The sequence below is a fragment of the Flintibacter muris genome, assembly GCF_943192995.1.
GTDB lineage: Bacteria > Bacillota > Clostridia > Oscillospirales > Oscillospiraceae > Lawsonibacter > Lawsonibacter muris.
The window spans coordinates 65,824-92,055 of sequence record NZ_CALPCP010000003.1 but is presented as its reverse complement, the minus strand read 5'-3'; the positions used below and the strand labels follow the sequence as shown (position 1 = coordinate 92,055).

The window sequence follows — 26,232 nt, the reverse complement described above, 5'->3', positions numbered from 1 at the left end:
CCCGTTAGGTACACCCTGATCCCCCTGCTGTCCAGATTGATAGGCTCTATTTTGTTACAGTTCTCGGATAAGTCTGCGCTTATCCGCCTGATTGTTGAAGTTAAAGTGAATTTCTACCGTCTGCCGGACGGTATCGCCGTCCTTGTCCTCATGAATGACAATCTTCTGCACCAGCCGGTTCAGCGTCACAGCGTCCAGCTCCTGAATGTCAGCGTAGTCCTTGATGATCTCCAGCCAGCGGGTGTTGTCCTCCTGCTCCTGGGTCTGCTGGGACAGTCGCTCCCGGTTCAGCGTGACACGGTTCTTTAACGTGGCCTGTTCGGTCTGGCTGTTCTCCAGGATGCGGTTAAAATTGTCCTCGCTGATGCGCTGGGCGATCATATCCTCATAGACCCGGCTGATGATGCGTTCCAGGGCGGTGATGCGCTCGGTATCCTCGTCAATGCTCCGCTGGATGGCCTCGCGCTCGGCCTGCTCGTCCGCTTGGCAGTTCTCCCGAAGCTGGGCGGCTGCCTCCTGTTCATCAGAGAGGGCCTTTCTCGCACAGGCCCTAATTTGTTCCAGCACGATATTGTAAAGCGTGTCATACTTGATGCGGTGCTGGGTACAGTGGGCCACTCCATACTTGTTGTACCGGGAACAGGTGTAGATGCGGTCGTTGCCCTTCTGATTGGCGCGGCGGATGTTCATGGTGCTGCCGCACTGCCCACACTTCACCAGCCCAGCGAACAGACTGAAATTCCCCCAGGCGTCCGCCCGTTTCCGGCTCTTGACTTTCTCCTGCACAATGTCGTAGGTGTCCCGGTCAATAATCGCCTCGTGCATCCCCTCAACGATAATCCATTCCTCGCGCCGCTTATCCCCCATCCAGCCGATCTTGAAACGGTAGTTGACCTTTTGGGAGGCGATAGCGCCGATGTAAACAGGATTAGACAGGATTTCCTTGATGGTAGTGAAGTCCCAGATAAACCGTCCGCGCTCCGGGTTCTCGCGCTCAAACTTGGTGACGTGATCGCGCAAGCCCTTCTGACGGTTCCACCACGCGGGGCAGGGGATTTCCTCGTCCTCCAGCCTGCGCCGGATGCGGTTCGGGCCGCTGCCGTTGCGGGCATAATCATAGATTTTTCGGACAATCCATGCGGTGTCCTCGTCAATGATAAGGCGGTTTTTGTCCTCCGGGTCTTTACGGTAGCCGAAGGGGGCGAGGCATCCGGTAAACTTGCCGGACTTGGCTTTCGTCAAGTAGGACGAATGGACTTTCTTACTTACATCCCGGCTATACATTTCGTTCAGAATGTTGCGGAACGGGGTTATATCGTTCTCGATATTGCTGTCAACAGCGTCATTGAGTGCGATATAGCGCACCTTGTTCCTGGGGAAAAATTCTTCGATCAACTGTCCGGTCTGCAAGTAGTTCCGGCCCAGGCGGGACAGGTCTTTCGTCAGGATCACATCGAACATCCCACGCTCCACCGCACCCAGCATCCGCTGGAAGTCGGGGCGGTCCATGTTCAGCCCGGTGTACCCGTCGTCCTGGAAAATCCCTGCCACACGCCAGCCCTGTTCCTCACAATAGCTGCACAGAAGTTCGCGCTGGTTCTGGATGCTGGCGCTGGGTCCGCTGAGATCATCGTCTTTGGAAAGACGGCAGTAGATAGCGGCTCTCACCTCCTGCGGGTAAGAATTGGCATACACAGTGTTAGTCCTCATTTATGACCTCCGTCCTGCTGTGTATGCCGCAGTTTGGAGTGATTTCATTATACCGCGTGGGAGCGGTAATGTCAAGCGCAACTTGCGATTTAGCAATCTCTTTTTTCTGTATAATCAAATCAATAAAGGCTTGCCTGTCGGTCTGCCTCCCGGCGAACACGGTGCTGACGGTAATAACAGGCTCCTTCGCTTTTGCCATAGGCGGCTCCTTTCCAATTTTCAAAATTATTCTGGTGATACGATGCGCCGCGCCGCCGCCTTGGTGCTGGCGGCGTTGTCCTCCCGGAAGTTCTTTCCGGCAAAGAGAATGGGGGCGCAGCGTTCTAAAATCCGGTCATAGATACGGGCGTGGGCGAGGTCGGGTGGGCGCTTTAACTCGTCCAGCTTCAGATTGGTGGTCACGATCAGCGGCTTGTTACAGCGATAGCGGCTGTCAATGATGCTGAACATCTGCTCAAGGGCATATTCGGTGTTGCGTTCCGCGCCTAAATCGTCTATGATTAACAGGTCATAGTCTCCCAGGCTGTCCAGAAAGTCCGTCCTGTCCTCACCGAACGTCCCGCACAGGCGGGCCAGGATGGTGGGAAAGTTGGTCATGAGTACAGGTACATCCCGGTCAAGCAGAGCGTTAGCAATGCACCCGGCTACGAAGGATTTGCCAGTCCCTACGTCTCCGAACAGCAGTAGTCCGATGTTCCGCTTGAACGCCTGGGGCCAGTGATCGACATAGGCGTGGGCTTTCTCCATGACCGGGTTCTTGCTGTTGTCGTTGGCGAAGGTGTAGCCGTAGAGGTATCGGTCTTGCAGTCCCTGGGCCTTGCGCCGCCTGATGCGCTCCATGCGCTGGCGGCGTTCCTCGGCCTCCTTACGGCGGCGCTCCGCCTCCTGTTGGCAGGAACAGACACACCTGGGCTTGAAACTGCCGCCCTTGAACGGGTCGGGGATAACCGCCTGCCGGGGGCCTCTGCACTTCCGGCAATGAATAAGACCGTCAGCGGGGTCAAGATATTCGTCCTCGCGGATCTCCGTCATACGGTATCACCGTCCTTCACGCTGTAATCCCGGTCACGGGCAGGGGGAGCGGCCTTGCGGCGGTCATCCGCTATCCAGCGACGAATGGTGGCGGTGTGGCTCCGGTACTGTTTGCCGGTGGAGGCCATGTACTCGGATAACCTCTCGATATACTCCTGCCAGACGGCGGGGAAGTCGTTTTGCAGTTCGGACAGTTCACCAGCAGACAGAAAAACATTTTGATAGCGGCCCAAAACGGCGGGGGCGATTTCTCCCCCCTCTATCTCTCTATCTATCTCTAACTCTATATCTTTCTCTTTCTCTAATATAGGCGGACATTTGTCCACCCGCCTATTGGGTGGACAAATGTCCATTCCACCAGAGGGCAGCAGCTTTTGACGCTGTAACCGGCTCCGCTCCCGCTTCTTCCTCTCGCCCTCCGTGGAGGACTGACCAATCAGCAGTTGAATGTCGGTCATGTAGTACGCGCCGTCAGTCAGGATTTCGATAAGCCCCAACTGCAAGAAGATTTTCAAACCGCGCTCCACTGTGCCGATCTGATGCCGGGTGCAGGTGGCGATGGTCTGTGGCGTGTGGGGGAAGTGATCTCCCAACAGGAGGATGCCGCCGCTTTTCAGCGACATAAGGTACATCTTCAGCAGCAGATTGGAGTATAGAAGACCGTCCTGCATACTCTCCAAAATCATCATCGTCTCGCTGTTGAAGAAATATTCTTTCAGTTTGAGGTAGTAATAGCGCCTGTTCTCGGTCATAGGGAAAACTCCTTTGTAGAATGGCCTCTGCGGGCCGCTAGAGGGCCTTCCGGGGTGCTGGATAGGGAATGTATCAGGCCCCTATCGAGCCGCCCTCGGAAAGCCTTGCAAAATCAGGGCTTTTTAGGCCCTAAATGCGTAGAATCGTAGTAGCGTCTGCGCTGGCGCTCTGCCTCCTTCTTCCGGCGGGCCGCAGTAGCGCACTCCGGGCAGTATTTCGCCCGGTTGGATTTCGGCAGATAGTAACCGCCACAGAGGACACATTTCTTTCTGTCTGCCCGATGGAGTAGGGCGGCACACAGGCCAGCGTCCAGGGGCAGAACGGCAACGCAGAACCAGCGACATACCAGCGAATATGTGATGCTCTGCGGGCAGACACATTCCTCGCTATCGTCCAGAAGCAGACAATTCCCGCAATCATAATTGCAGCAGCTATGTACCAGCCTCCGGGCCGTCCGGTACTGCTGGTAGTTCATGTGCTGGATCACGGCTCATTCTCCACAATAGGTAGCTTGATGTAGATGTGATAGGGGGTATGGAGGGCTATCAGCTTCTTCTCCACCAGCCCAACGTCCTCCAACTCCCGAAGTGACTGCGCCACTGTGCTGGGAGTGCGGTCGATGATCTCCGCAATGATCTTGTTGTAGAACGCCAGATACCGCCGCCCCTGCTGGTCGGTCTGCGCGACCTCGGAGTTCAGCACCATATCCAGCAGGATCGCATAGACCTCTTTCGCCGTGAACCGAACATCCAGGTTCAGCAGGAACTGGGGAAGAACCAGGTAGGGCGGCAGGGTGGGGTCGCTGGTGATGTAATCAGTTTTCATTGTCGTGTCCTCCGTTTTCATTCTCCGCCTGCAACGCTTTCACTTCCTTGGAGAAAGCGATGATCGCCATATCCACGGCGGCGGCGCTGTCCCACACCTGACTGATCTGCAACTGGGACATTTCTGCAAAATCGTCAGCATAGCCCTGGTACATCTTCATCCGGTCAAGGAATTGTTCAATAAACCGGGAAAATTCCCGCACAAGGCCGTCCAGGGATTCCTTTTTCTGCCGCTCCTTCTCTTCCTCCGTCCGGGTATCAACAGGCGGCTCATCAGACAGAGGGCGGGACAACGCGATTGCCTTTCGCCGCTCCCGCTGGTACTCCTGGTACTGCTCCACCGATTGCATAGTCCCCTCTGCCAGCATGGTGGCGGCTTCAACTTGTTCATCGTAGTGGAGCCGGGACAGCTTCAGAGCGGTGTCCTGGGTCATGCTGTGGGCCTCAACGATTCTCCGGGCATCCCTGGTCAGATTGTTGGCGATCTGAAGGAGGCGGCTGACCGCCCGCTTGCTCATGCCGGTTTTCTCTGCGGTGTCCTCGGCAAAGGATTTCGTTTCTAAAGTTGCCAAATTGGCATTTTTAGAGGTCTGCCCGTTCCTCATGCCGTGGCGTGTCTCCGGGTGGAGCGTCTCATAAATCTCCTTCCGGCGCAAAAGCTGTTCGCACAACTCCTGCCGGTTCAGTTTGGTGCGGACAATGTTCTCGTCAATCTCGGCAAGCTCCGCCTGTACGCTGTCCATTCCGATAGTGGTACACTCGATCTCCGTCCAGCCCAGCAGTTTTGCCGCTTCCAGCCGGTGCAGACCGGCAACGAGGGTGTTGTTCTGGTCGAGGGTGACGGGGTTCATCAGACCCACGGCGGTGATGCTCCGGGCCAGTTCCTCCACGGCCTTGGGTTCAGCCTCCCGCCGCCCAGGGTTGATTTTGATACTGCTAATTTTGATACGCATACCGGCCCTCCCTCAATGCGAAAAGGTGGCAATGATCCGGTTGAGCATTTCCAGATCAGGGCCGTCCAGCGATTCCCCCAGTCTGCGGAGAAAAGTGATCTCCGCAGAGTTCAGCGAACGGCGATCCAAGTGAAACCACTCAGCCACCCTGACGCCGCCGTGACCGCCCTTCACCGTCTCGATGGGATAGGAACAGGTCAGCACCACAATGTCGCGGCGGATTGTCCCAGTGCTGACGTTAAACTCATGCGCCAGATTGCCGTAAGTGTCGTGCCGCCGGAGGCACAGAGCCTCCAAAATCTTCTGGCGGCGCTCCCATGGGTTCATATCCATAATTCAAAAATCCTTTCATAAAATTGATGTGTCAACGTTCAGTTCCCCTCTGCTGGCGCTGTCCCTCGCGGGCCAGCCGGTCAGCGGTTTTGCGGAGATTTTCAACAGCCTTGATGTCCTCCCGTATATCCCGCATTTTCTGATAATCGAAATCCTTTTGTGCGGTCAGCCTTGCGGCCTCGGCCCGCCACGCTTTGGGCGTGATCTTCTCGCCGGATTCTTTCAGCCCTTTCAGAAAATCAGCGGCAGTATCAAAGGCGGCGAGTTCTGCCCTATGCTCCTGCTGGTACTTCTCCCGCCTGCCTGGTTTCACCTTGTCCAGCTTTTGGCGGATAGGCTTGTACTTTTCGTACTGCGCCCACATTTCCATGCGTTCATCCAGGACGGCGAGGCGGCGTTCAGCCTTGACAATTTTGCCGCGCAGATCGTAATAATCCTTGTTCATGGCGGCAACTTTTTCGTGTAGCTGCTCCATGGACGTGATGCCGTTTTTCTGCAACAAATTGAACAGCTTCGCGTCCTCCTGGAGTTTTCGGATTTTACCCGAACGGGTGGAGGGGGCGGCGGTGTCCATACGGGCCTGCCATAGCTGGGCGATGATGCTCTCCCTGCCCTGGACAGGCGCGGCCTCGGCCTGCTCCTTTGACCAGTTATAGAGCCGGGTGATACGGGCTTTGATCTCCTTCAGCAGCTTATTGTCAGCGGCGATCTCCCGGTTGATGTTGCCTTTCTCGGTGGCGATGCCCCTCCGCTCCATCTGCGAGGCGGCAGGCCCCATGTGGACGCTGGGGATTTTATCAACACCTTGCCTTTTGTAGCTACGGTGGTTGATGCGCTCTGGTCGGCCCGCCGTCTCCAATACACGATTGGCGTAAACGGCCCATGCCGCCCGCCACTTCTCCGCATTGCCCCGGTCATTCCAATCGGTGGTGTCCTCCCGATGATTCTTCCAGCCGCCTTTACCATCAGGGATGCGGTTGCCCTGGCTATCAAGATCATAAACTTTCCGACACTTCGGCCCCCAGCGTCCATCCGATTTCAGCGGGCGAATGGTCAGCAGAATATGAGCGTGAGGATTGCCCGTTCCCTTGTCATGGATGGCAAAATCAGCGCACATCCCGGCATCCACAAAATTGTCTTTGACGAATGACCGGACAAGGGCTAACTGTGCAGCCGGTGACAATTCCACAGGAAGGGCAACTTCAATCTCGCGGGCAAGCTGGGCATCGCTGGCTTTCTCGATCTGCTCGACAGAGTTCCAGAGAGTGGAGCGGTCTTGAAACTCTGGCGGGGCGTGGGCTGGCAGCATGATCTCCGTATGGACAATGCCGCCCTTATGCGTGTAGTCATGGGTCATGCCGTCCCACTCATTCACCAGTCGTTCGCCGCTCCGATAGGCGGCAGCGGCTACGGCAGATTTGCCGATGCTCCGCTTGATGATCTGAATGGGACAATGAAAAATAGCTATGCGGTTTTACCTCCTTTCGGCGTGTTGACGGCGGTGGGATAAAGGCCGGGGAAAACGGAACAGACGCAAAGCGGATGTTCTGTTTTCCTTGGCGCACAAGGGGTTTGGGGAGCGTAGCTCCCCATCGCGTCCGAAGGACGCAACAGCCCCCGGCAGGGCGCACGACACCGGAACGGTGTATAAGTGCGCACTTCTCCGAAGTGACTTACCCAGCGTCCTCGGCGCTCAGCGTTTTTTCTGCAACCTCCCCCGCTCCCGGCAGGCGGGAAAGGGCAATCAGAAACTCCTTGATCGCCTCGCCGTCAGCGTCAAGGACGGCAGGGAACACGCCCTCCAGAATTGCCCCATGGCGGCACAGGCGGCTTGTCCTGGCGTTGCGTTCCTCTTTGCGGATTCGGTTCAGTAAAATCTTCTGGCGGCTCTCAAGCTGAGAGATTTCTTTCTCTGCGTGAGCCTTTTCAGCCTCCAATGATGCTTTGTCCATTTGCTATCAAGCCTCCTTTGGCATCCAGCCATTTTTGATGAAAAACTTTTGCAGCTTTGTGATCGCGCCGGTGACGGATGCGGCGGCGCAACTGTCGCTGATCCCCTCGTCCGCCGCTATCTCCCGGAATTTCTTTTTTAGCGCGTACCGGGCATGGAGCCGCCGCGCCTGGGTAGGGGAGAGCAGGGTCATGGCAGCGGCCAGATTTGCCAGTACCAACTCCGCCGCAGCTTCGTCCTCGTCCTGGATCAGCAGTTCCTCCGGGGACAGCACCAGGAACATGGCATGGTTCTCGATAGCGGGGGTGCAATCCATGGAATAGACATGGTAGTAGCTCTGCCGATTGTCCTGCCGGTGTTCCATGCGCCGACCTTCTTCCAGCGCGTCCGCTACCTCGTCCGGCACTTCCAGAAATTTGTCTTTCGGGTAGTGTGGGTAGTAGCGTCTCAGGTTGATGATTGCCATAGTGACCTCCTCCAGATAGCAAGAGGGACAAGCCACAGCTTGTCCCTCCCGGTGATGGAGCGTGATGCCCCTCACCTTATAGCCATTTTGAACCGCCTATCGTATGTGTCTATTTCCAAAATTTTTGAAAAATCTTTCGGACAGCATCAATAGACGCTTGGACTGAGCTTTTGGAGCAGCTGCAAATCTTTCCGACTTCCTCATAGCTGAGATCATAGAGAGCGTGGAGCAAAAACCGCTCCCGCTGTTTCTCGGTACAGAGGGCCAACACCGCCAAGATTTCCCTGCGGGTTTCCATGCGGCACACATACTGCTCCGGCGATTCGCAGTAGGGCAGACGGCCCTCGGTGACAACTATGTACTCGTCATAGCCTCGCTCGTCCCAGTGGTCTTTCCACTCGCGGTAAAGGCTCCGGTCAAAGTGTTCAGCCAGCACCCAAAACTCGGCTAGGGTGGCGGCATCTTCATAAGACAGATTACGCCTATGCTTCCTGATGGTAATTTCCATCGTGCATTATCCTCTCGTTCAGATTTTTATGTCGGGGTCTGGTCTGAACGAGAGGGGCGGGGAGCGGCAGCGGGGCCGGTGCCGCTCCCCCGAAAATACAAAAGCGCCCGGATAGTGCGAAACTATTCGGGCGCTGGGAACAACATTATGAGCCGTCAGAAAACGACTATTTTCGCAAACCTGGGTGGAGTACACCGCTACGGGAGCCAGGCTTTTTTTGACAAGTACCTATCTACCTTTAATCGCATGGCGGCATCCTCCTATATGCCGCCTACTGGTCATAAAAAAGCGGCGGCTTTGAAAAGTCAAAACCGCCGCTGAAAACAACTTTTAGACATGGATAATCGTTCTGCCCAGCAGCGGTTTTTTTCTTTTCTGCCGCTGGGCAGATGGGATATGGTGTTGAGTTACTTTTAGCAGTTTGCGGAAAAGATAGTACGTTCCGTTGCCGTGTAACAATCTGTGGGTTGCAACACGAGCTTCATGCGATCAGAATTGCTACCTTCCCAGGTTTACTTCATTCTCATCCTAAAATCAGCAATTACACTCTTGCGAAAACCGCAGTAACAGTGATGATGTCATTATTGATCTCCGCATAAATCTCGCCGTTCATCTTGCGCATAAGCTGTTTGCAAATGTAAAGCCCCAGCCCGCTGCCGCGAATGTTTTCTGCATTAGCGCCGCGCCAAAAGCTCTCGAAAATATGCGGCAAATCGTCCTTGCTGAGCGTACAACCTCCATTCGTGATCGCAATCTGAACGCATTCGTCGTCTTCGGGAAAAATCAATGCCACGTGCCGACCATCGCCGTATTTAAGAGCATTTTCCATTATGTTTTGCAACACTTCAACGCTCCTGCTTAAATCCCCTGAAAGCAGACAATTTTTATATCTCCCTACGGTAAAATCAATTTTGATAAGCGCCAATTTTTCCCTATAATATCCTGTGATCTTTTCAACAAGCTCCGAAAGATAAAATTCGCCCATATTCACTTCAAGGCTCAGGAAATCTTCTCTTGAAGCTGTTACAATCTGCGAAACATACCTCTCAATCTCGTCCGCTTTTTCATTGATGTTTTCAGCGATTTTGTGCTGTTTTTCTGCGTCTGAATACAAATTTTTCGATAGTGCAGCCGAGTACAGTTTTATCGCGGAAAGTGGCGTTTTAATATCATGCGAAAGCGATAGCAGCAGAGTTTTCTTTTCTTTCTGCATTTCCAATTCGTGCTGCTTTTGCTGCTCTATATTTTCACGGAGAATATCAATTCCCCAAAGAAATTTTCCGAAAAAGCGGTTTTTCGTTTCCTTTATTGGCGCGGTGAGATTACCCTTTGAAAGTTCGTAGGGGATACTGCTCAAGCGTTCAAAGGGCGCAAGAATTGCAAATTTTATGTAAAGCATAACTGCGATAAATAAAATCGCCATAGTACCGAGAACTGCGTTTACAATTCCTACAAGATGTGCTTTGTTGGAATAACCATTTGCACGGTAATCGAAACGATACAGTTCTCCGTTTATTTCACGGATAACATAGTCGCTGTCCGCGCTGTAAAAGTCTTTTCCGTATCGTTCAATATTTGTTACATACTCACATTCGGAAATGTCGGCAGAACCGTTCGCTTCTATTTCTCGAACAAGGCGGTTTATCTCTACGCGGTACAGTCTGCCGTTATTGGTCTTGTCGGCGGCAAGAATTAAATTCACGACAGCAAACAATAGTATCACGGCAACCGCAACTACCGAGAAAATTCTGTTAAACGCTTTCATATTTATAGCCCACCCCCCATACAGTCACTATTCTTTTTGGTTTTTTGGGGATGTCCTCTATTTTCTGCCGCAGCCATTTTATGTGTACCGTCAGTGTCTGCTGTTCCGAAAAGCTGTCGCTGCCCCAGACCTGCCCGAAAATGTATTCCTTACTTAAAGCCCTGCCCATATTCTCCATCAAAAGCAGGAGCAGTTCAAATTCCTTCGTGGTCATTTCCAGCTCTTTTCCGTTTTTGTAAACGGTACGGCTCGCCTTATTTATGCGTATATTGCCATCAGTAATTTCATCAAGAGCGTAACGGCGTTTAAAAATTCCGCTTATTTTTGCGAGCATGATATCAATATCATAGGGCTTTTCAATGTAGTCGTCTGCGCCGAGATTCAGTCCGTTCAGCTTGTCCTCTTTTTCCGTTTTCGCACTTACAATCAGTACGGGCGTGTTGCTTTCTGTACGGATTTTTTCCAGAACATAAAACCCGTCCCTGTCGGGCAGCATGATATCAAGCACGACAAGCCTTGCGCCGTATCTTTCGTACAGCAGCAAGGCTTCTTCGGCTGTTTGAACCGCCGATACTGTGTAATTTTCCGCACGGAGAAAATCATACAGCAGATCGGCAAGCTCCTTGTTGTCCTCAACAATGAGAATATCCATATTACCACCCTAATTCCAGAAGCCAGTTATTTAATGCGCGCTCCCGCTCTCTTATCTGTGTGGAACAGCCGCTTAAGTCGTACTCTCCCTTTATGTTCCCGTCAACAATGTACATGACCCTTGTACATTTTGCCGCAACCTTAACATCGTGGGTAACGAGCATGATTGTTGTTCCCTCAGAATTTAATTTTACAAGTTCCTCCATTACCTCGTCGGAGTAAGTGCGGTTCAAAGCCCCTGTCGGCTCGTCGGCAAAAATCATTTTCGGATTGTTCATCATACTGCGGCAGATACACGCCCGTTGAAGCTGGCCGCCCGAAACCTCGTTGATGTCGTTGTCGGCAATGTCGATAATGCCGAGCCTGCGCATGAAATCCTGGCCGCGCCGCGCCGTTTCCCTGCGGGGTTCACGCTGCTTTTTGGATTGCGTTGCAGGAAGTATGATATTATCCAATATGGTGAGGTTTTTCAGCATATACATTTGCTGAAAGATAAAACCCATTTCGTCAAGGCGCAGGTCTGCAAGTTCTCTTTCGCTCATCCCTGCGATATTTTTTCCACAGAAGTTCACCTCCCCTGCGGTAAGATCATCCATGCCCGAAACTGCGTACAGCAGCGTGGATTTTCCAGAGCCTGACGGCCCCATAACGGCGACCATTTCTCCCTCATCAATCATAAAATTTACGTTTTTCAGTACATTATTCTGCCGTTTGTTTACGATATATGTTTTGCAGAGATCTTTTACTTCGAGAATATTCATATCAGATTTCCTTTCTTATTCTATATTAGCCGTGTCCAAGGCCGTTATCGTTTTGGTATACAGCGAGGCGAAGAACGCGCTTGCCGCTGTAGCGGCAAGAATAACCAGCGGGAAAACAAGGATCATTTCAAACGGGTTTATCACATAATCAACAGCAAGCGCCATACCCATCATCTTGAAAAACGGATCAATGAAGAGATGCGTAAGCGGCAGGGCAAAAAGTTCCGCTGCGATTACCGTCATACATCCGACGAAAACAAATCGCAGGGTATGGTAAGCATAGATTTTTCCGTTTCGTGTGCCGATTGCTTTCATAAACGCAATTTCGCCCAACTCCTTAGCGATAAAGGAACGCTCCATAAGCACAGTAATCAGCACCGCTAAAATGAACGTGAGAACAACGACCATTTGCTTTGTCGTATCAAAAGTATCCACAACTTTGAGCAGATCCGATATAGTTTCGCCGCGATTTTTGACCTCGTCGAGTTCGGGATAAAGCTTCTGGATTTTTTCCATACGGCGGGCTGTTTCCGTTTCATCGGGTTCATCGGTGAATTTGATCTGTGTGAAGAGTGCTTTCTGCGCTTGTATGTAATTAATCTTCTCGTCCTCGTGAACCCGCACGCTCTCGCCTATATTGTTCATGGACTGAAAAATTGCTGTTATTATCAATTCCTTGTCGCCATCGATGGTCTTTATTGTAATCGTATCACCGATATCCGCTTTCAGTTTGTCCGCAGAAAGATGGGACAGCGCAGCCTCACCGACAGACTGCGGCGGCGTGCCCTCAATGTACTCATACATATCCGCAGTCGTTCCTGTGCCCTGATATATTGTAATGCTGCTCTCGTTTTCATCGTGTGACACAGGTAGCTTGAACATCATTTCCTGCATACAGAGCGCGGGCATACCGTTTTGGGCGAGATTTTCCTCCATATCCGAAAGGTATTCTTCCAGCTTTTCGTGGCCGTTCTCCGTCATAAACTCCGTTACCTCGCCTTTGGCGGATATGTCGAAGTCCGCAAGGTCGAAAAGGTTGAAGAGCACACCGCTTTTCGCCGTGGAAACCGTTGTCGAAAGGACAAGCAGAAGCGACAGGCAGAGGAAGAATGCGAAGGTTATGATACTGAAGCGTTTCGGACTGCTTACGATATCGTTCAGTGCGAGAAACACTGTTTCGGGAAGCCTAGATCTCCCAAGGCTCATCATGCTCTTTTTGCGGAAGCGCTCGCCCGTCTGACCGTTTCGCACAGCGTCAATGGGGGACATTTTCCCGACCTTGCCCGTACAGCCGTAGCAGAACAGCATGATGACGCCAACCATGCACACCGCGCAAATGACGTTGGAAAGCGCCGCGTTCTGATTGTTTATGATAATGGAGCTAGGGACAACGCTCATCAGCATTTCACCGAAAGGAAAGCTGAGCGCAAGGCCGGCCACCGCGCCGATAACGGAAAGGGCCGCGTATTTCACAAGGTACAGACTCCTAATCTTCAGATTGCGGATACCGATTGCTTTCATAACGCCAATCTCGCGGAACTCCTCGGAAAGCGTGAACGCAATGGTAAACCGCAGGATCACAAACGCGACGGCTACAAAAATAAGGCTTACCATAAGGAGGGTCTCGACCGCCAGCATATCAAAAGCATAAGAAAGTTTGATAGTCGCCTTGTCCCCTGCCAAAAGGGCATCGTTGATAAGCGGTTTGACTTCAGAGAGCATTTTTTCCATATCCGAGGTACGTATGTAAACCAGCTCGCCGCCGTAAAATTTCTCAACATTTTCCGCAGATATGAATTTTTCAAAATCCTCGGTGCTTATGATATAACGCTGTATTGATATTCCCTTTGAGCCAAGAACCGCATCCTTGACACCACCCGCGAACGTAAATATACAGCTTATGCCGCCGAGCTTTACAGTCATTTTATCTCCGACCTCAAGTCCAATATCCTCCGCCATGCCCGCCGTCGTATAAAACTCGCCTCTCTTTACCGATTTCAGAATGCTGCCGTCGTCAAGAATATAATTCATGGACATATCCTCGTCACTCTGAAGAAAAATATAGCTTAAGTTTGATGCAGTTTTGCTTTCATCCTCAAAGGTGACATTGGCGGACTCCATATACAGTATTTTTTCCTTGCCGAAACTTTCCACCGAAGCGGCAGAATTTAAAATCCCGTCAACATCGACCGCACCTGATTTGTTCCTTGTCATCGCAATGTAGTCGGGTGCGTCCGCCATTTCAAAATAATCGTCCAGCGCCGTTGTAACGCTTATGATGTTATTCACGCCCGACGACACGAACATTGACGCAAGTATGATAAATACAAGCAAGATCACGTTCATCGCCTTTTTTCGTTTCAGGTCTTTTTTCAGTATTCGTAAATACATTTCCACTGCTCCTTTCGCTTTGTGGACCTATTGTAGCATAGGAGTTATTAAAGAATCCTTAAATCGGTTCGCGGAAATCAAAATAGATGCTTATTCGCAGAAAAGGCCAGAAGGATACACCCTCTGGCCTTCAGCTAATCAACAGTATACCAGTTCCGCAAAGATAATTTCCTCAACTTGTGCTTTGCAGCTATTCATCAGTCCGACCCACGCCATTTGATCGCGGGCTTTCAATTCCTCGGTGGCCTCCGCCGCCTTTGCCATCTGCGGCATCATCCTGTCCAGCCAGTCATTGGCGGTGTCGTTGATGTCCAGTAGATGTGCCTGGAGTTTGCCTGTGTCCACCAGCTCCCGGTACAGCTTGCGCCGGTGCTGCTTCAAGTAGGTCAACCTCATGCGACCATATTTGCCAATATCCCTGACCGGTTCCTCTGGTTCGGGGTCTAATGCCAGATTGGGGATATAGTAGTCTCCAACGCGAATATAGGTCAATCCGTTTTCCATTGTGATGCCCTTTCTCCCTTACGGGTCGTTATCTGGCACCAGCGCAATCACATCGGCAATATCGCAGTTCAGCGTTTCGCAAATCTTGATAAGGGTCTGCATGGAGATATGTTCTCCCTTGCCCATGTTGGCGATGTGATTTGTTGTCAAATGCGCCTGGAGCCGTAAATCTTTCTTGGTCAGATTTTTGTCGATCAATGTTTTCCACAGCGGCTTATAGCTGATTTTCATAGTCATTCTCACCTTTCCAGTGCCAGGGTCAGCAGTAGCGGCCCCGGCACTATGGTCTATTAACCATTATACCGCCTCTGTTGAGAAAACACAATGCGGTCTTGCAATTCTTCTCCAAAAACTGCGGCATACACAACGCATTTGTTCTCGTTTTTCTTTACATCAATTTGGGGGTCAAGTGCTTCATGCCCTGCGACTTCGCGCCGGGGTTGTCGTTGCCGTAGCCTTCCAGCAGGTTAATGACGCCCCACACGCCCAGGCCAGCGCCGAGGGCAATTACCAGAACCTTCAAAGTGTCGATAGCAGAAGTGAAAAATTCCATTAAAATACCTCCATAATGTTGTAAAATATTGATTTTGAATGTGACAGGGAATCCTCCCCGGAAATATGAAACACCGCCAACTGAACGTGTCAGTCGGCGGTGCTACCGGGCCGGGAACGTAGCTTTTGAGTAACAGCTATCAAAAGCAGCTTGTCCGGCCAGACGGTCAAAGATTGTGCCAGCCTTTACAAATGCCGGTTTCTGCCGTATAATGCAGATAACACAGATAAATGGGGTTCTCCATGAACAATAGAGATTTGACTGACAAGGTAAATTCAGCCATGTACCGGCAATGCCGGGACCGGGGCTTTGCGGCTCCGGTGGATGTGCTGATGGAGATAGGCTATTTGTCCAAAAAGGACTATGAAAACTGGCGGTATGGGCGCGTCTCCTACTTGGAGCGCGTCTGTACGGCCAATTTAAGCAAGCTGTCCACCGTCATGCACCAGATGCGGGTGTATGCGAAAAAGGCGGGGTTAAAGCCGTCTTTCTGCTGCTACAAACGGTGGGGCGTAAAGAAAAAGGGGGGTCAGGGCCATAAGCCGGTAATCCCCCTTCGGTTCAGCAAGAACGGCAATCCAGAAATTGAACGCTGGTATGCCACGCACTTCGTTGATACAAAGCGGGTCAGCCAGCTAAAGGCGGCAGCATTGGAGAAAGCGGAGCCGCCCCGTCAGGAGGGGGAATCCCCGGAGGACGGAGCTTCCATCTCGTAGCACTCGAAAACATCATCCGGCTTCACTGTCAGCCTGCGGACCAGGAACTTCGCAATATCAAAGTAATTCTTCTTGCTGGAATCCAGCAGATACTTGTACTGCGGGTGCTTGGTAATGTCAAACTTATCGGAGAAAAACGGCCTTACGCCCTGCACCTGCAAGATGCACTTGCCGCCATCCATCACTGCCAGCTCGTCGGTGGACATCAATTCTTTACCAAGTTTTTGGTAATTGACGCCCATGCTTCGCTGGCTCCCTCTGGTGTCAGAGGTGTTGTAGAGGTCGATTGTTTCCTTCCCTAAAGTTTCGGAAATCTCCTTTAAGGTGCTTCTTTCCTTACCTCCGAGGAACAAAACGCAGGAGCAGTTGCCGATAATTGTCTCCGCATGGTCCTTGTAGACCGCTTTGAGCTGGCTCTGCGTCTGCACAACAATGTGCGCGGAAATCTCGCGGGAGCGAATCACGCTGATGAGGTGCTGGAAGTTGGGAATCTTCTGGTTGGCGAACTCGTCCAGAAGGCAGGTGACGTGGGTTTTCAATGCGCCGCCGTTCTCTAAAGCCTTGTCGCACAGGACGTTGAACATCTGCGTGTAGACCATGGCTGAGATGAAATTGAAGGTCATATCCGTATCGGAGACGATACAGAACAGGGCCGTTTTTCGGTCCCCGATCTTGTCCAGCTCCAGGTCGTCGCCCTCCATGAGCTGACGGACCTCTTTAATATCAAAGGGAGCCATCCGAGCGCCGCAGCTAATAAGTATAGATTTAGCTGTTTTGCCCGCAGCCATTTTGTATTTGACATACTGCCGGACGGCAAAATGTTCGGGGTCACGCTGTTGCAACTGTTCAAACATCAAATCAACGGCATTTTTGAAGTTTTCGTCATCTTCACGCACTTCCGAGGCGTTTAACATTTCCAACAACGTGGTCATGTTCTTTTCTTCCTCTGGGGCTTCGTACCAGATATAGGCAATCAACGCCTGATAGTACAAGGCTTCGGCCTTGGACCAGAAATCTTCCCCGCCCTTGCTGTCCTCTCCCTTGGTGTTTTCCATGATGCAGTTGACCAGCTTCAAAATATCATTTTCACAGTAGATATATTTGAAGGGGTTATACCTCATGGATTGCTTAAAATTGATAGTATTGAGTATTTTTATCTCATATCCACCACGTTGGAGCATCTTACCACATTCCTCGACCACGGTGCCTTTCGGGTCAGTGACAATATACGAAGCGTTCATCTGCATGAGGTTGGGCTTAATGTGGAAGCGGGTCTTGCCGGAGCCGGAACCGCCGATCACCAGCACATTTTTGTTGATATTGTACTTGGGGATTTTGTTCCTCCCCACCATGACGCGCTCTGTCTGCGTCAGGAGAATGTTCTGGTCGAATTGGGGATTGATGAAAGGCTTAATATCGTCGGAATTTCCCCAACGGGCACTACCGTACTCGACCCCGTGGCGGTACTTCTTGGCATTCTTGGCCTTGATATAGACCGCCGCCCGGATGCAGGCCGCGCCGATCAGCCCAACAAGAAGGTCCTGGGGGTGGAAGCTGGGGAGGGGATTGCCGGAAATGATCGCCCCCAGGCTGGAAATTGCCCCCATGCCCTTTGCCACCATATCCGCGCCAGCGGCCAGCCGGTAGCCCTCGCCCACGCGGTTGAAGAACCAGAAGATGAACACATAAGGGAAATTGAGAATCAGGAATTTTTTCAAATCAAATTTCACAGTCCACGCTCCCCCCTGTCCCGGTCCTTGACGGTATCCTGGGTCATACTCCGTGCAACCTCCTTGAAGTGGGAGAGCGCCTGCCGTACAGACGGCTTCTCCGGGGCTTTGCGTTTCATGGTTTTAGCGGCGTATTCGGCAAAGGCGGCTTGCATAGCGTCGTCATCCCGCGCTTTGAAAAAAACGTAGTATTCGCCCTTATCCGGGTTCTTTTTCAGAGCAAAATCCACGCCGTATTTTTTCGCCACGTTCTCAAAGCTCTTGATGTTCTTCTCATTGATCTCAATGTTTTTAACGCCAACGCCCTGGCCCACAAGCTGCTTCACACTCTGTTTACCGTGGTGGATTTTCGGATTATGGGACTGCGCCAGATACTTCCGAATAGCCCATTTGAGCAGATCGGCGGTCAGCCTGCCGCCAGTCTTGCCCACCTTGATTGCCAAGGCTACGGATTTATCCCGCACTTCGTCCTGCATGATGATCTGCCTCCTTTCTATAGGCGGGTTCAGCGGGCCTCGCCGCTGCTGAACCCTTCCTCAATTTCGTTGCCCCATACGAGCCAACCGGGCCTTATATTGCGGGCAAATAATTCAATTTTATTGGTATCTGGAAACATATCTTCCAGCATTTCATAGGCACATACCGGCTTGCGGCTATGATATGTGGCCGGTTCCCGCATGACCGTTGTGTACTTACCGAAGCACTCCCGTCTTGGCATCAGGATTTTATTTGGCCTGTAAAACCACAGCAGATACTCATGGCTGAATCTGACAGTGAACGCGGGAGCAACCCCATTTCCTTTATCCCAGATAAACCGGGCATGGAGCTTATACCCACGCATTTCCATTTGGGCCGATGTTTCCAGCAAAAACTTATCTATTGTCCAAATGAAGATATTGTGCTGCTCATTCGCCTGCTCAAAAAATGGGTCCTGCATCTTAAAACAGTCCTCTACGGACATAGTTGGATAGTCAAGCCGCCTACCTTGGTTGGGGCGGGACTTCCGAACATTTCCTTTCTGCTGCGGCCATGGAGGGTCACTGTAAATCAGGTCATAGCCCATTCGCTTTCCCTGTTCCTTCAGACAGTGCTTTTTCTTCTCTGGCAAAGCGTTCCTCCAGCCGCTCCACGCTCCAATCCTTCTTGAACTGTCCCAGAGGGCCGGGACCGAACATGGCCCGTGCCCGGTTGTCCATCTCCCGCAGCCGCGCCCACAGCTCCGGGTGGTGTGTCCGCAGCTTCCTCAATTCGTCAATGCGTTGCAGGGGACAGCACCAGCAGGAAGCTCGGCGGTAAATCTCATACAGCCCGCCAAAGTCAAAACCCCGGCTGTAACAAATCTGCAATGCCTGGGCCTCGGTGATCTTCCAGTCCACCAACGGATACTGTTCGTCCTTGCACCGCCACGCTTCATCAGCAGCAATGCCAACATAGTGCAGGGCATTCTTTTCCTTTTTGAGCCGGTTGACCTCCTTGGAGATCAGGTGCGTTTTGAGCTGACCGGTACACCAACGCACCTTAATACCAGGCCAACCATTGCCATAGGGCGGGATACCCAGCCGTGCCCGGTTTTCCAAGCAGCTTGACTTCTGTTTCGGTTCGTCAAACATCAGCCACTCAAAGCCGTGGGGATGGCGCAGGGTAGTGATATGGATGCCGCGCTCCCGGTAGAGAAGATCATCCAGCTTCGCCAGATGGTTGTACATCTCCGGGAACTCCATGCCCGTGTCGGCGCTGATAACCGCGTCAATCGGCATACCCTTTTCGATCATCAGCAGCAGGAGCGCAGAACTGTCCTTCCCTCCGCTCAGGCTGACAGCGTGATAAAAGTTTTCATTTCCGCTTGTTTTCGTCAAATATACCTCCTTAAACGCAAAATAAGCCCCGGAAGGAGCGAAGTCCTTCCGGGGCTGAAAGTGTTATGGGATTATCCCAGGGCGGTCCACTGTTCCGTGGAGCCGTTCATGCTGAAGCTGTGCCCGTTGGACGCTTCAACAATGTCCCAATAGTACCACGCGCTGGTGGGAACATCGGAGAAGGTCTTGTAGCCCTTCACCACGGTGTCGGCGCTGGCGCTGCGGCCCAGGATACGGTTGACCATCACGATTGTCTCAGCGCGGGTGATATTCTGGTCAGGCCGGAACGTGCCGTCCGTGTAGCCGTAGACCAGACCGTTTTCCGCCGCCAGATTGATGTACTTCCGCGCCCAGCAATGGGAAATATCGGTGAAGCGGTCCAGAACGGTGTTATTGCCGCTGCTGTCACAGAACCGGGCAAGGATCGTTGCCAGCTCCGCACGGGTGATATTCCGCTGGGGACCGAATGTGCCGTCCTGGTAGCCGGTAATCACGCCCATGTTGCAGAGGGTGGAGACGGCGGTGCCGTACCACGCTCCGGCGGGAACGTCCTTAAAGCGGTTGATGTTGGTGCCGTAGGCGGCTTTGGCCTCCGGGGTCAGCAGCCGGTAGAGGATGGCCGCAACCTCGGCGCGGGTAATGTCGGCATTGGGGGCGGCCTGGGTGTTGGTCCGTCCGGCGATATAAGCGATATGGTCCTTTCGGTTCAGCAGGGAGAGCTTGGAGCCGGGAGTGGTCAGATCACCAATGCCGCCCGTGCTGCCGCCCTTGGCAATCGTGACCTTCTGGACCTGGGAGGCCATTTCAGAGGCGGTGGCCGCATAGCGCACCTCGTATGTGCCGGGAGCCAGTCCCCTCACGGTGTTCCCCGCGATAGCGGTCCACTTGCCGTCAGGCAGGAGCCGGTATTCCATGGTCTTATCCGTCTTGGTGAGAGTGCCGTCATTCCGGCCCTGCCGGGTTTCATCGGTGTGGCCCACGCTGGGAGCCTTGCGGCGGTCGGGAATCTTCACCGTGACCGTCTCACCGGGCAGGCCGTCACCCTTGCCGGGGTAGCGGATAAGAACATCCTTCCCGGCCAGATCGGACACGTCCAGAGGGTTCGGGCAGGGCTTCCAGGTCTTGCCGCCGTCCGTGCTGTACTCCATATCCGGCGTGGTGTTCAGCGTCTCATTGTCAGGGTCAAAGACCAGCACAGGAGCGCCGGGGTGCTTGGAGATCACCACGGTGACGGTCCGGCTGGCAAAATCCGTTTTGGTGGCGGGGAACCGGAACAGGACCGTCTTGCCCAGGTAGTCAGCGGTGTTCAGTGGCTTTTCCAGAGCGGCCCATGTTTTGCCGCCGTCAGCGGAAAACTCCACGCCCTTGTCGGAGCTGACGGTCTGGGCCTTGCTGTCCACCTCCACCTTGGGGGCATCCCGGCGAGTGGGAATCTGGATGGTTACACCGCTGCTGGGGAAGGAATCGCTGTTCCCGTGATTGCGGATGATAATTGTCTGCCCGGTCAGATTGGACACGTCCAGGGGCTTGGTGCAGGGGTTCCAGGTCAAGCCGCTGTCAATGGAGCAGTCCATATCCGTGGTGGTGTTCACTGTCTCGGTAACGGTGTCCAGCTCCACCACGGGATTCTCTGTACGGTTAGGAATCCGCAGTTCGGTGGCATCGCTGGCGAATTTATCCTCGGTCGCCGCCTCCCGGACGAGGATGGTCTGGCCGGTCAGGTTGGAAACATCCATATCTGGGTCACACTTGGTCCAGGTTTTGCCGCCGTTCGTGGGATACTCCATAGCGGCAGTGGTGTTCACCGTCTGCTTGTCCCGGTCAATGGTCAGGTCGGGCTTTGCGCCCTTCTGCGGGACCTTCACCAGCACGGGCAGGCTGGCAAAATGCTCGGAATCGTACTTCTCCCGGACCGTCAACTCCGCGCCGTAGAAGCTGGACACATCCAGCCCAGCAGCGGGAACCGCCGTCCAGCCATTCTCCGTCCGATACTCCGGCGCGGTGCCGGAGACGGTCAGCAGCTCCGCCACACGGTCAATGTCGGCGGTGGGGGCGGCGTTCCGGCTGGGGACGGTCAGGGTGGCGGTGTTGCTGGCGGGGTTGGTGCCGTCACAGGCATAGCGCACCAGCAATGTGGCGTTGGTCAGCTCGGACAGGTCCATGTTGTCCAGGCAGGGAATCCAGCTTGCGCCGTTGTCTTTGGAATACTCCATAGCGGCGGTGCTGTCCATACGCTCAGTGGCATTGTCAATAGTCAGCACGGGAGCCACGCCCCGGACGGGGACGGTCACGGTGGTGGGGTCGCTCTTAAAGGAATCGTCCGTGGCAGCGATGCGAACCAGCAGCGTCCCGCCCTGCCGGTCCTCCACGTCCTGATTATCGGTGCAGGGTTTCCAGGTTTCGCCGCCGTCATCGGAATACTCCATGCCGGTGGTGGTATTCATGGTGAAGTCGAAAGGATTCACCTTCACGTCCGGGGCGGTGGGACGCTCCGGCAGAACCTCCATGACCACGGGTCCGGGGTTGCCGGTGCCATCATCTACCAGACGGACATAGATAGTCGAGCCGGGGATGATCTCGCCGCCGTTGGACAGATCATCGGTCAGGGTGTAGTCCTTCCCGGCCTCCACCACATCGGGGTCAAAGGTGATGATCTCCTTCCGGTAGTCAATCTCATAGTTCAGCCCCGTGTCGGCCACGGTCCGGCCCTCCACGCTCTGGCTGTCAGAGGCGGTGAGGTTGTCCGTCTCCTTCATCCGCTGGGTGAAAGTATAGGAGGTATCGGGGGTCAGGCCGGTAAACTTGGGGCTGTCCTGCCACGTCTTGCCGCCGTCCATGCTATACTCCGCGCCGGGAACGGGGTTCAGCGCGATAGTGGTGGTCGTGCGGCGGGCAATGGTGGGAGGGTTGGTCATGGTCTGCGGGGCCTTGGAGATGGTCATATCCGCGTAGACCTGCTCGGCGGTCAGATCGTAGCCGTCCTCGGCAACCAAGTAGAAGCGGACCTTATAAGTACCAGCGTCCACGGGGGCCTCGGAAGTCTCATAGGGCTTGCCGCTGGCCAGAGTGCCAACGTACATAACACTGACGGACTTCACACCCTCCATATCAGTCAACAGACTGGTGTAGGGATAGGGCTGGCGGTTGCCATTATAAATGGTGTTATAGGCGGGCATATCCGCATCCAGAATGTCCACCGGCGTGTCGGTGGTTCTGCCGGAAACGGGCCGGGAGCCGGAGACGGTGTGATTTTCGTCCTCAGCCATACGGACCAGGATGGTGTAGCTCTTGTCAGGTTCCAGTCCTCCAAAGGTGTTACTGGTCTGCCAAGTGGTCCCGCCGTCAATGCTGTACTCCGCGCCGGGAATGGCGGAGACAGTCAGAGAATGAGAAGAACTGCTTTCCAGGACAGCCATGGGGGTGTCCTGCCCAGCCTTGCGGATGGTCAGGGTAGCGGTGTAGTCACCAGCCGCCAGAGTATGATTGGCGTCCGGGGAGAAAATAGCGGTCACATGGTAAACTCCAGCGTTGGTGGGAGCGGTGGTACTCTCCACGCCGTCCGCGCCGGTGTAGGTCAGGGCAACGGAGGAAATACCCTCAATGCCGTCCGCACCGTGGTAACGCTGGGGAGCGCCGGTGTAGGTGACAGTCTCATCCTTCAGCACGGGCCGGACAGTCCCGGCCTCGCCGGAGGCGCGGGTGATGTGCAGCACCGGGGCGGGGAGCGTTTCGGGGAGCATATAGCCGTCCGCTGCTACAAAGTCGATGTTGACCACATAATCGCCCACGGTAACGGGCGGGGTGGCAATGCCGTCATAGCCGGTGATAGTCATGGAGGCAATGCCGGGGTTGGACTTGGGCAGGGTGTACGTCTGCGCGTGGCCGTTGTACTCCACCGTCTGATCCGCGAACCGCTCAAAGGTGACGGTGGTTTTCTCGGTGGCCTGCATGGTGGAGGGACCCTCCAACTCCTTGTAACAGGCCGTCTCCACCGCCTTGACCTTGATCTCATAGGTGGTGTCGCGGGTCAGGCCGGTGAAGGTGCCGGTGGTCTGCCACGTTACGCCGCCGTCAATGGAATAGGCCATGCCGTCCACCACTTCAATGGTGATGGAGGAATCCGTCACGCCAGTGACCACAGGGGCCAGGGGCCGCGCGGGGGTGGCCTTGTTGATGGTCAGGGTGGCGTACTGCGGCTGCAACTCCGCGTAGCCGCTCTGCATGGTATAGCTGACTTTGACATTGTAAACGCCGGGGTTCACAGGCGGCTCGGTGGTGGGGCCGTAGGAGGTCCCATTGGTCCCGGTGAAGGTCTGGACCACTTCGGTGCATCCGGCGGGAACGTCCGCCACAAGGGACTTGGGCGTACCGTCATAGGTATAGACGGCGGACTGGACCGTACCGGCGGAAGCGTTCTGCCGGGTGGTGCGGATGATGGCAGAGGAAGTCGGGCTTTCCTCATGGTTGCGGTCGCCGGGGTACTTGGCCTGGATGGTGTAGGCGGTGTCGGGGGTCAGGCCGTCAAAAATGGTGCTGGCCTGCCATGTTTTGCCGCCGTCAATAGAAAACACCGCCCCAGGAATGGCGGTGATCGTAATGCTGTTGGTAGCGGTATTGCTGGCGCGGGGAGCGGCGGGGGCGTTCTGCTCCACCTTCGTGATGGTCAGCGTGGAAGTCACCGGGTCCAGGGGAGCGGTCCCCGCCTGCATGGTGAAGCTGACCGTCACGGGGTAGGTCCCCGCGTTGGTGGGGGCGGCGGTGGTGGTCTGGCCGTCCACGGTATAGGTCACGGTGGATTTGGTAACGTGGGAAATGGCCGGGACCTGATAGGCAATGGGATTGCCGGTATAGGGGTGGGTCTGCGGCTGAAGGACCGCGCTCAGATCTCCGGGGTCCACGGTGGTGTACTCAGTGGAGAACTGCGCGGAGACGGTGGGAGAAGCGTCATAGTTGCCGTCCTCGGTGGCCTTCAACCGCTGGTAGAGGGTGTAGGCGGTGCCAGCATCCAGATTCTTGAACACGGGGCTGTCCTGCCACACCTGCCCGTCCATGCTGTACTCGGCGTTCTCCACCGTGTTCAGCGTCAGGGAGTTGGTAGCTGCCGCCGCCAGCGTGGGGGCGGGACAGGTCTGCGCCGCCTTTTCAATGGTATAGCTGACAGTCAAGCCGGAGAGCTGGGGATAACCCGGCTCCATAACAAAGGAGACAGTAGCGGTGTAGCTGCCCGCATTCACCGGGGCGGAGGCGCTGCTGTAAGGCCGACCGCTGTTCGTGGTCCCCTTGTAGGAAATTGCCACGGACCGGATGCCGTCCGGCAGTCCGGGCATGGGCAGGGCGGTGGACTGCCCATCATAGGTCTTGGCGTAGTCGCTGACGGTGGGGGCCTCCACCGTGCCGTAGGTCAGATTGACCGTGGCGGTGACAGCGGGGATATTGTCGCCGGAGAGTTGGGGGAACCGGGAGAGGTTCAGCGTTCCACGGACCGTCTGCGTCAGGGTATAGGGGTCATAGCCGGTACTGCTCCATGTGACGGGAACGCCGGTGACGGTCTGGGCGTTGCCCGTGCCGCCCTCAGCCACAACGGAGACGGAAGTGGGCAGGCCCAGCTTATTGAACGCCGTCCCCATGGGGGCGGTCCGCACCACTTCCTCCACGCTGAGAATGGGCCGGGGAACGACGGTCACGGGGATGGTGACACGGCCAAAGGACGTGCCGCCCTTGGTAATAACTGCCTGGACCTCAGTGGTTCCGGGCTTGCTGGAATTGAACCCGGCATAGCTGGGGTCAATGGTCCAGGTGTAGGGGGAGGGATACAGGCTGCTGCCGGTGGTCAGCCTCACCGCCTGGACGGTATCGCCCACATAAATCCGATTGGTGGCGGGAAAAATCCAGGCCAGAGAGTAGACAGTGTTATATTTGCCGTCCTCGGTCTGCCAGACGTAGTTGTCATCCGTGATGGTCGCACCGATGGCATAGGGACCAGCGGCCACGGGCCGGGTGACGGGGGCGGCGGTGTCCACCGTCAGCTCCCCGCCCTCCACCTTCACCTGACAGGCGGAGAGGGCGGCAGGAACGGAAACGCCGTTCACGTCCAGATAGGTGACGGCTTTGCCATCCAGCAGACTGTTCCCGTCATAGATTTTGCTGTCAAATTCAGCCGTCCAGGGGACGGCCTTGGGATAGACCAGCAGCCGCTCCGCCGTCCGCAGCTCCACATTGTCATAGATGGCGCTGTCCACGGTGATGATAATGCCATAGGAGCCGGGAGCGGTGACGGACACATGGTTGTCCAGCGTAGTGCCCACATAGCGGTGGAAAGCCGGGGCCACGTTGTAGACTACCGTGTAGGCGTTCCCGCTGTACTCCACGCCCGTGGTAGTGGCGGAAAGATAGGCCGGGTCCAGGGTAAACGCGCTCAGGGTCAGGGCGGGGACGTTGATCTGCGCCCAGCTTCCACAGGTGTCGCAGGTGTACTTGACCCGCCCGCCAGTGGAGGCGGTGGCCTTGACAATATCCGGGTTCAGCTCCGCGCCGGAGAGACAGCGGTGAGCAGCCGCAACACCGCCGTTGTCCTCATCGGTGAAGTCCACCATGAGATAGACGGGGTTCTTGTCCGGGGCCGTGTAGTGGGAATCCGGCGCGGGCCATGTGGCGGGGTCGTCATCTGTGGTGGCGGCAAACGCCTGGGCAGGCAGCAGGGCCACACTCAGACAGAACGCCAGGATCATGCTCATTACGCGGGAAAGGTTTTTCGTTTTTCGCATAGGCAAATCTC

General features: G+C 54.6%; 25 protein-coding genes and 1 pseudogene. 2 read left to right on the top strand and 24 right to left on the bottom strand.

Annotated elements, in window-relative coordinates:
* Positions 1 to 54: 54 nt before the first annotated feature.
* The 12 genes from NFS22_RS04185 to NFS22_RS04130 all read right to left on the bottom strand — a co-directional run bounded on the left by NFS22_RS04185 (position 55) and on the right by NFS22_RS04130 (position 8,530).
* Positions 55 to 1,710 (bottom strand): recombinase family protein, encoded by a 1,656-nt coding sequence (locus NFS22_RS04185; RefSeq protein WP_066535559.1) that lies wholly within the window; start codon positions 1,708 to 1,710, stop codon positions 55 to 57.
* Entirely contained in the window at positions 1,700 to 1,909 is a 210-nt protein-coding gene (locus NFS22_RS04180; RefSeq protein WP_066535560.1) for a hypothetical protein, read from the bottom strand. Before NFS22_RS04180 ends, NFS22_RS04185 begins: the two co-directional genes overlap by 11 nt.
* A 26-nt stretch (positions 1,910 to 1,935) precedes the next feature.
* Positions 1,936 to 2,742, bottom strand: coding sequence for an ATP-binding protein (locus NFS22_RS04175; RefSeq protein WP_066535563.1), 807 nt, complete (start codon positions 2,740 to 2,742; stop codon positions 1,936 to 1,938).
* Positions 2,739 to 3,494 carry a phage replisome organizer N-terminal domain-containing protein gene (locus NFS22_RS04170; protein WP_066535566.1) on the bottom strand — a complete coding sequence of 252 codons (756 nt, stop codon included), beginning with the start codon at positions 3,492 to 3,494 and terminating at the stop codon, positions 2,739 to 2,741. Before NFS22_RS04170 ends, NFS22_RS04175 begins: the two co-directional genes overlap by 4 nt.
* 113 nt (positions 3,495 to 3,607) lie before the next feature.
* On the bottom strand, positions 3,608 to 3,970 hold the full coding sequence (locus NFS22_RS04165) for a cysteine-rich VLP protein (RefSeq protein WP_066541653.1): 363 nt from the start codon (positions 3,968 to 3,970) through the stop codon (positions 3,608 to 3,610).
* Positions 3,971 to 3,978: 8 nt separating this feature from the next.
* Entirely contained in the window at positions 3,979 to 4,320 is a 342-nt protein-coding gene (locus NFS22_RS04160) for a hypothetical protein (RefSeq protein WP_066535568.1), read from the bottom strand.
* The gene (locus NFS22_RS04155; RefSeq protein ID WP_066535570.1) at positions 4,310 to 5,272 is read right to left on the bottom strand and encodes a ParB/RepB/Spo0J family partition protein; all 963 of its coding nucleotides are present in this window, start codon (positions 5,270 to 5,272) and stop codon (positions 4,310 to 4,312) included. Before NFS22_RS04155 ends, NFS22_RS04160 begins: the two co-directional genes overlap by 11 nt.
* 12 nt (positions 5,273 to 5,284) lie before the next feature.
* A complete protein-coding gene (locus tag NFS22_RS04150) occupies positions 5,285 to 5,605 on the bottom strand; it encodes a DeoR family transcriptional regulator (protein ID WP_236757176.1) in 321 nt (106 codons plus the stop codon).
* A 31-nt stretch (positions 5,606 to 5,636) separates the two neighbouring features.
* On the bottom strand, positions 5,637 to 7,031 hold the full coding sequence (mobQ, locus tag NFS22_RS04145; RefSeq protein ID WP_272482109.1) for a MobQ family relaxase: 1,395 nt from the start codon (positions 7,029 to 7,031) through the stop codon (positions 5,637 to 5,639).
* A 247-nt stretch (positions 7,032 to 7,278) separates the two neighbouring features.
* On the bottom strand, positions 7,279 to 7,557 hold the full coding sequence (locus NFS22_RS04140; RefSeq protein ID WP_066535572.1) for a DUF3847 domain-containing protein: 279 nt from the start codon (positions 7,555 to 7,557) through the stop codon (positions 7,279 to 7,281).
* Between the two features lie 6 nt (positions 7,558 to 7,563).
* A complete protein-coding gene (locus NFS22_RS04135; protein ID WP_066535575.1) occupies positions 7,564 to 8,022 on the bottom strand; it encodes a hypothetical protein in 459 nt (152 codons plus the stop codon).
* A gap of 109 nt (positions 8,023 to 8,131) precedes the next feature.
* Positions 8,132 to 8,530 (bottom strand): RNA polymerase sigma factor, encoded by a 399-nt coding sequence (locus NFS22_RS04130; RefSeq protein WP_066535578.1) that lies wholly within the window; start codon positions 8,528 to 8,530, stop codon positions 8,132 to 8,134.
* A gap of 147 nt (positions 8,531 to 8,677) precedes the next feature.
* Between NFS22_RS04130 and NFS22_RS04125 the strand changes: the two genes are divergently transcribed.
* A complete protein-coding gene (locus tag NFS22_RS04125; protein ID WP_251316494.1) occupies positions 8,678 to 8,851 on the top strand; it encodes a hypothetical protein in 174 nt (57 codons plus the stop codon).
* A 220-nt stretch (positions 8,852 to 9,071) separates the two neighbouring features.
* On the opposite strand, the gene NFS22_RS04120 is transcribed toward NFS22_RS04125, so the two are convergent.
* The 7 genes and pseudogenes from NFS22_RS04120 to NFS22_RS04090 form a co-directional block, all read right to left on the bottom strand.
* Entirely contained in the window at positions 9,072 to 10,295 is a 1,224-nt protein-coding gene (locus NFS22_RS04120; protein ID WP_066535581.1) for a sensor histidine kinase, read from the bottom strand.
* Positions 10,282 to 10,947 (bottom strand): response regulator transcription factor, encoded by a 666-nt coding sequence (locus NFS22_RS04115; protein WP_066535590.1) that lies wholly within the window; start codon positions 10,945 to 10,947, stop codon positions 10,282 to 10,284. The genes NFS22_RS04120 and NFS22_RS04115 overlap by 14 nt, the downstream gene beginning before the upstream one ends.
* A 1-nt stretch (position 10,948) precedes the next feature.
* Complete coding sequence (locus NFS22_RS04110; RefSeq protein WP_066535593.1) at positions 10,949 to 11,707, bottom strand: ABC transporter ATP-binding protein; 759 nt, start codon at positions 11,705 to 11,707, stop codon at positions 10,949 to 10,951.
* Between the two features lie 15 nt (positions 11,708 to 11,722).
* Complete coding sequence (locus tag NFS22_RS04105; RefSeq protein WP_066535596.1) at positions 11,723 to 14,098, bottom strand: ABC transporter permease; 2,376 nt, start codon at positions 14,096 to 14,098, stop codon at positions 11,723 to 11,725.
* A 138-nt stretch (positions 14,099 to 14,236) separates the two neighbouring features.
* A complete protein-coding gene (locus NFS22_RS04100) occupies positions 14,237 to 14,602 on the bottom strand; it encodes a TnpV protein (RefSeq protein ID WP_066535599.1) in 366 nt (121 codons plus the stop codon).
* 18 nt (positions 14,603 to 14,620) lie between these two features.
* Positions 14,621 to 14,833, bottom strand: coding sequence for a helix-turn-helix domain-containing protein (locus NFS22_RS04095; protein WP_066541662.1), 213 nt, complete (start codon positions 14,831 to 14,833; stop codon positions 14,621 to 14,623).
* 175 nt (positions 14,834 to 15,008) lie between these two features.
* Positions 15,009 to 15,155: pseudogene (locus NFS22_RS04090) on the bottom strand (Maff2 family mobile element protein); the annotation flags it as partial.
* A 242-nt stretch (positions 15,156 to 15,397) separates the two neighbouring features.
* On the opposite strand from NFS22_RS04090, the gene NFS22_RS04085 reads away from it, so the two are divergent.
* Positions 15,398 to 15,871, top strand: a complete 474-nt coding sequence (locus tag NFS22_RS04085) for a hypothetical protein (protein ID WP_251316493.1) — start codon at positions 15,398 to 15,400, stop codon at positions 15,869 to 15,871.
* On the opposite strand, the gene NFS22_RS04080 is transcribed toward NFS22_RS04085, so the two are convergent.
* The 5 genes from NFS22_RS04080 to NFS22_RS04060 form a co-directional block, all read right to left on the bottom strand.
* Positions 15,829 to 17,601 (bottom strand): VirD4-like conjugal transfer protein, CD1115 family, encoded by a 1,773-nt coding sequence (locus NFS22_RS04080; protein ID WP_251316492.1) that lies wholly within the window; start codon positions 17,599 to 17,601, stop codon positions 15,829 to 15,831. The genes NFS22_RS04085 and NFS22_RS04080 overlap by 43 nt on opposite strands.
* Positions 17,598 to 18,077, bottom strand: a complete 480-nt coding sequence (locus tag NFS22_RS04075; protein WP_160572600.1) for a PcfB family protein — start codon at positions 18,075 to 18,077, stop codon at positions 17,598 to 17,600. Before NFS22_RS04075 ends, NFS22_RS04080 begins: the two co-directional genes overlap by 4 nt.
* Positions 18,078 to 18,106: 29 nt before the next feature.
* Positions 18,107 to 18,709 carry an S-adenosylmethionine-binding domain-containing protein gene (locus NFS22_RS04070; RefSeq protein WP_251316491.1) on the bottom strand — a complete coding sequence of 201 codons (603 nt, stop codon included), beginning with the start codon at positions 18,707 to 18,709 and terminating at the stop codon, positions 18,107 to 18,109.
* Complete coding sequence (locus NFS22_RS04065; RefSeq protein ID WP_251316490.1) at positions 18,654 to 19,457, bottom strand: phosphoadenosine phosphosulfate reductase domain-containing protein; 804 nt, start codon at positions 19,455 to 19,457, stop codon at positions 18,654 to 18,656. Before NFS22_RS04065 ends, NFS22_RS04070 begins: the two co-directional genes overlap by 56 nt.
* Positions 19,458 to 19,528: 71 nt before the next feature.
* On the bottom strand, positions 19,529 to 26,221 hold the full coding sequence (locus NFS22_RS04060) for an S-layer homology domain-containing protein (protein WP_251316489.1): 6,693 nt from the start codon (positions 26,219 to 26,221) through the stop codon (positions 19,529 to 19,531).
* Positions 26,222 to 26,232 lie beyond the last annotated feature (11 nt).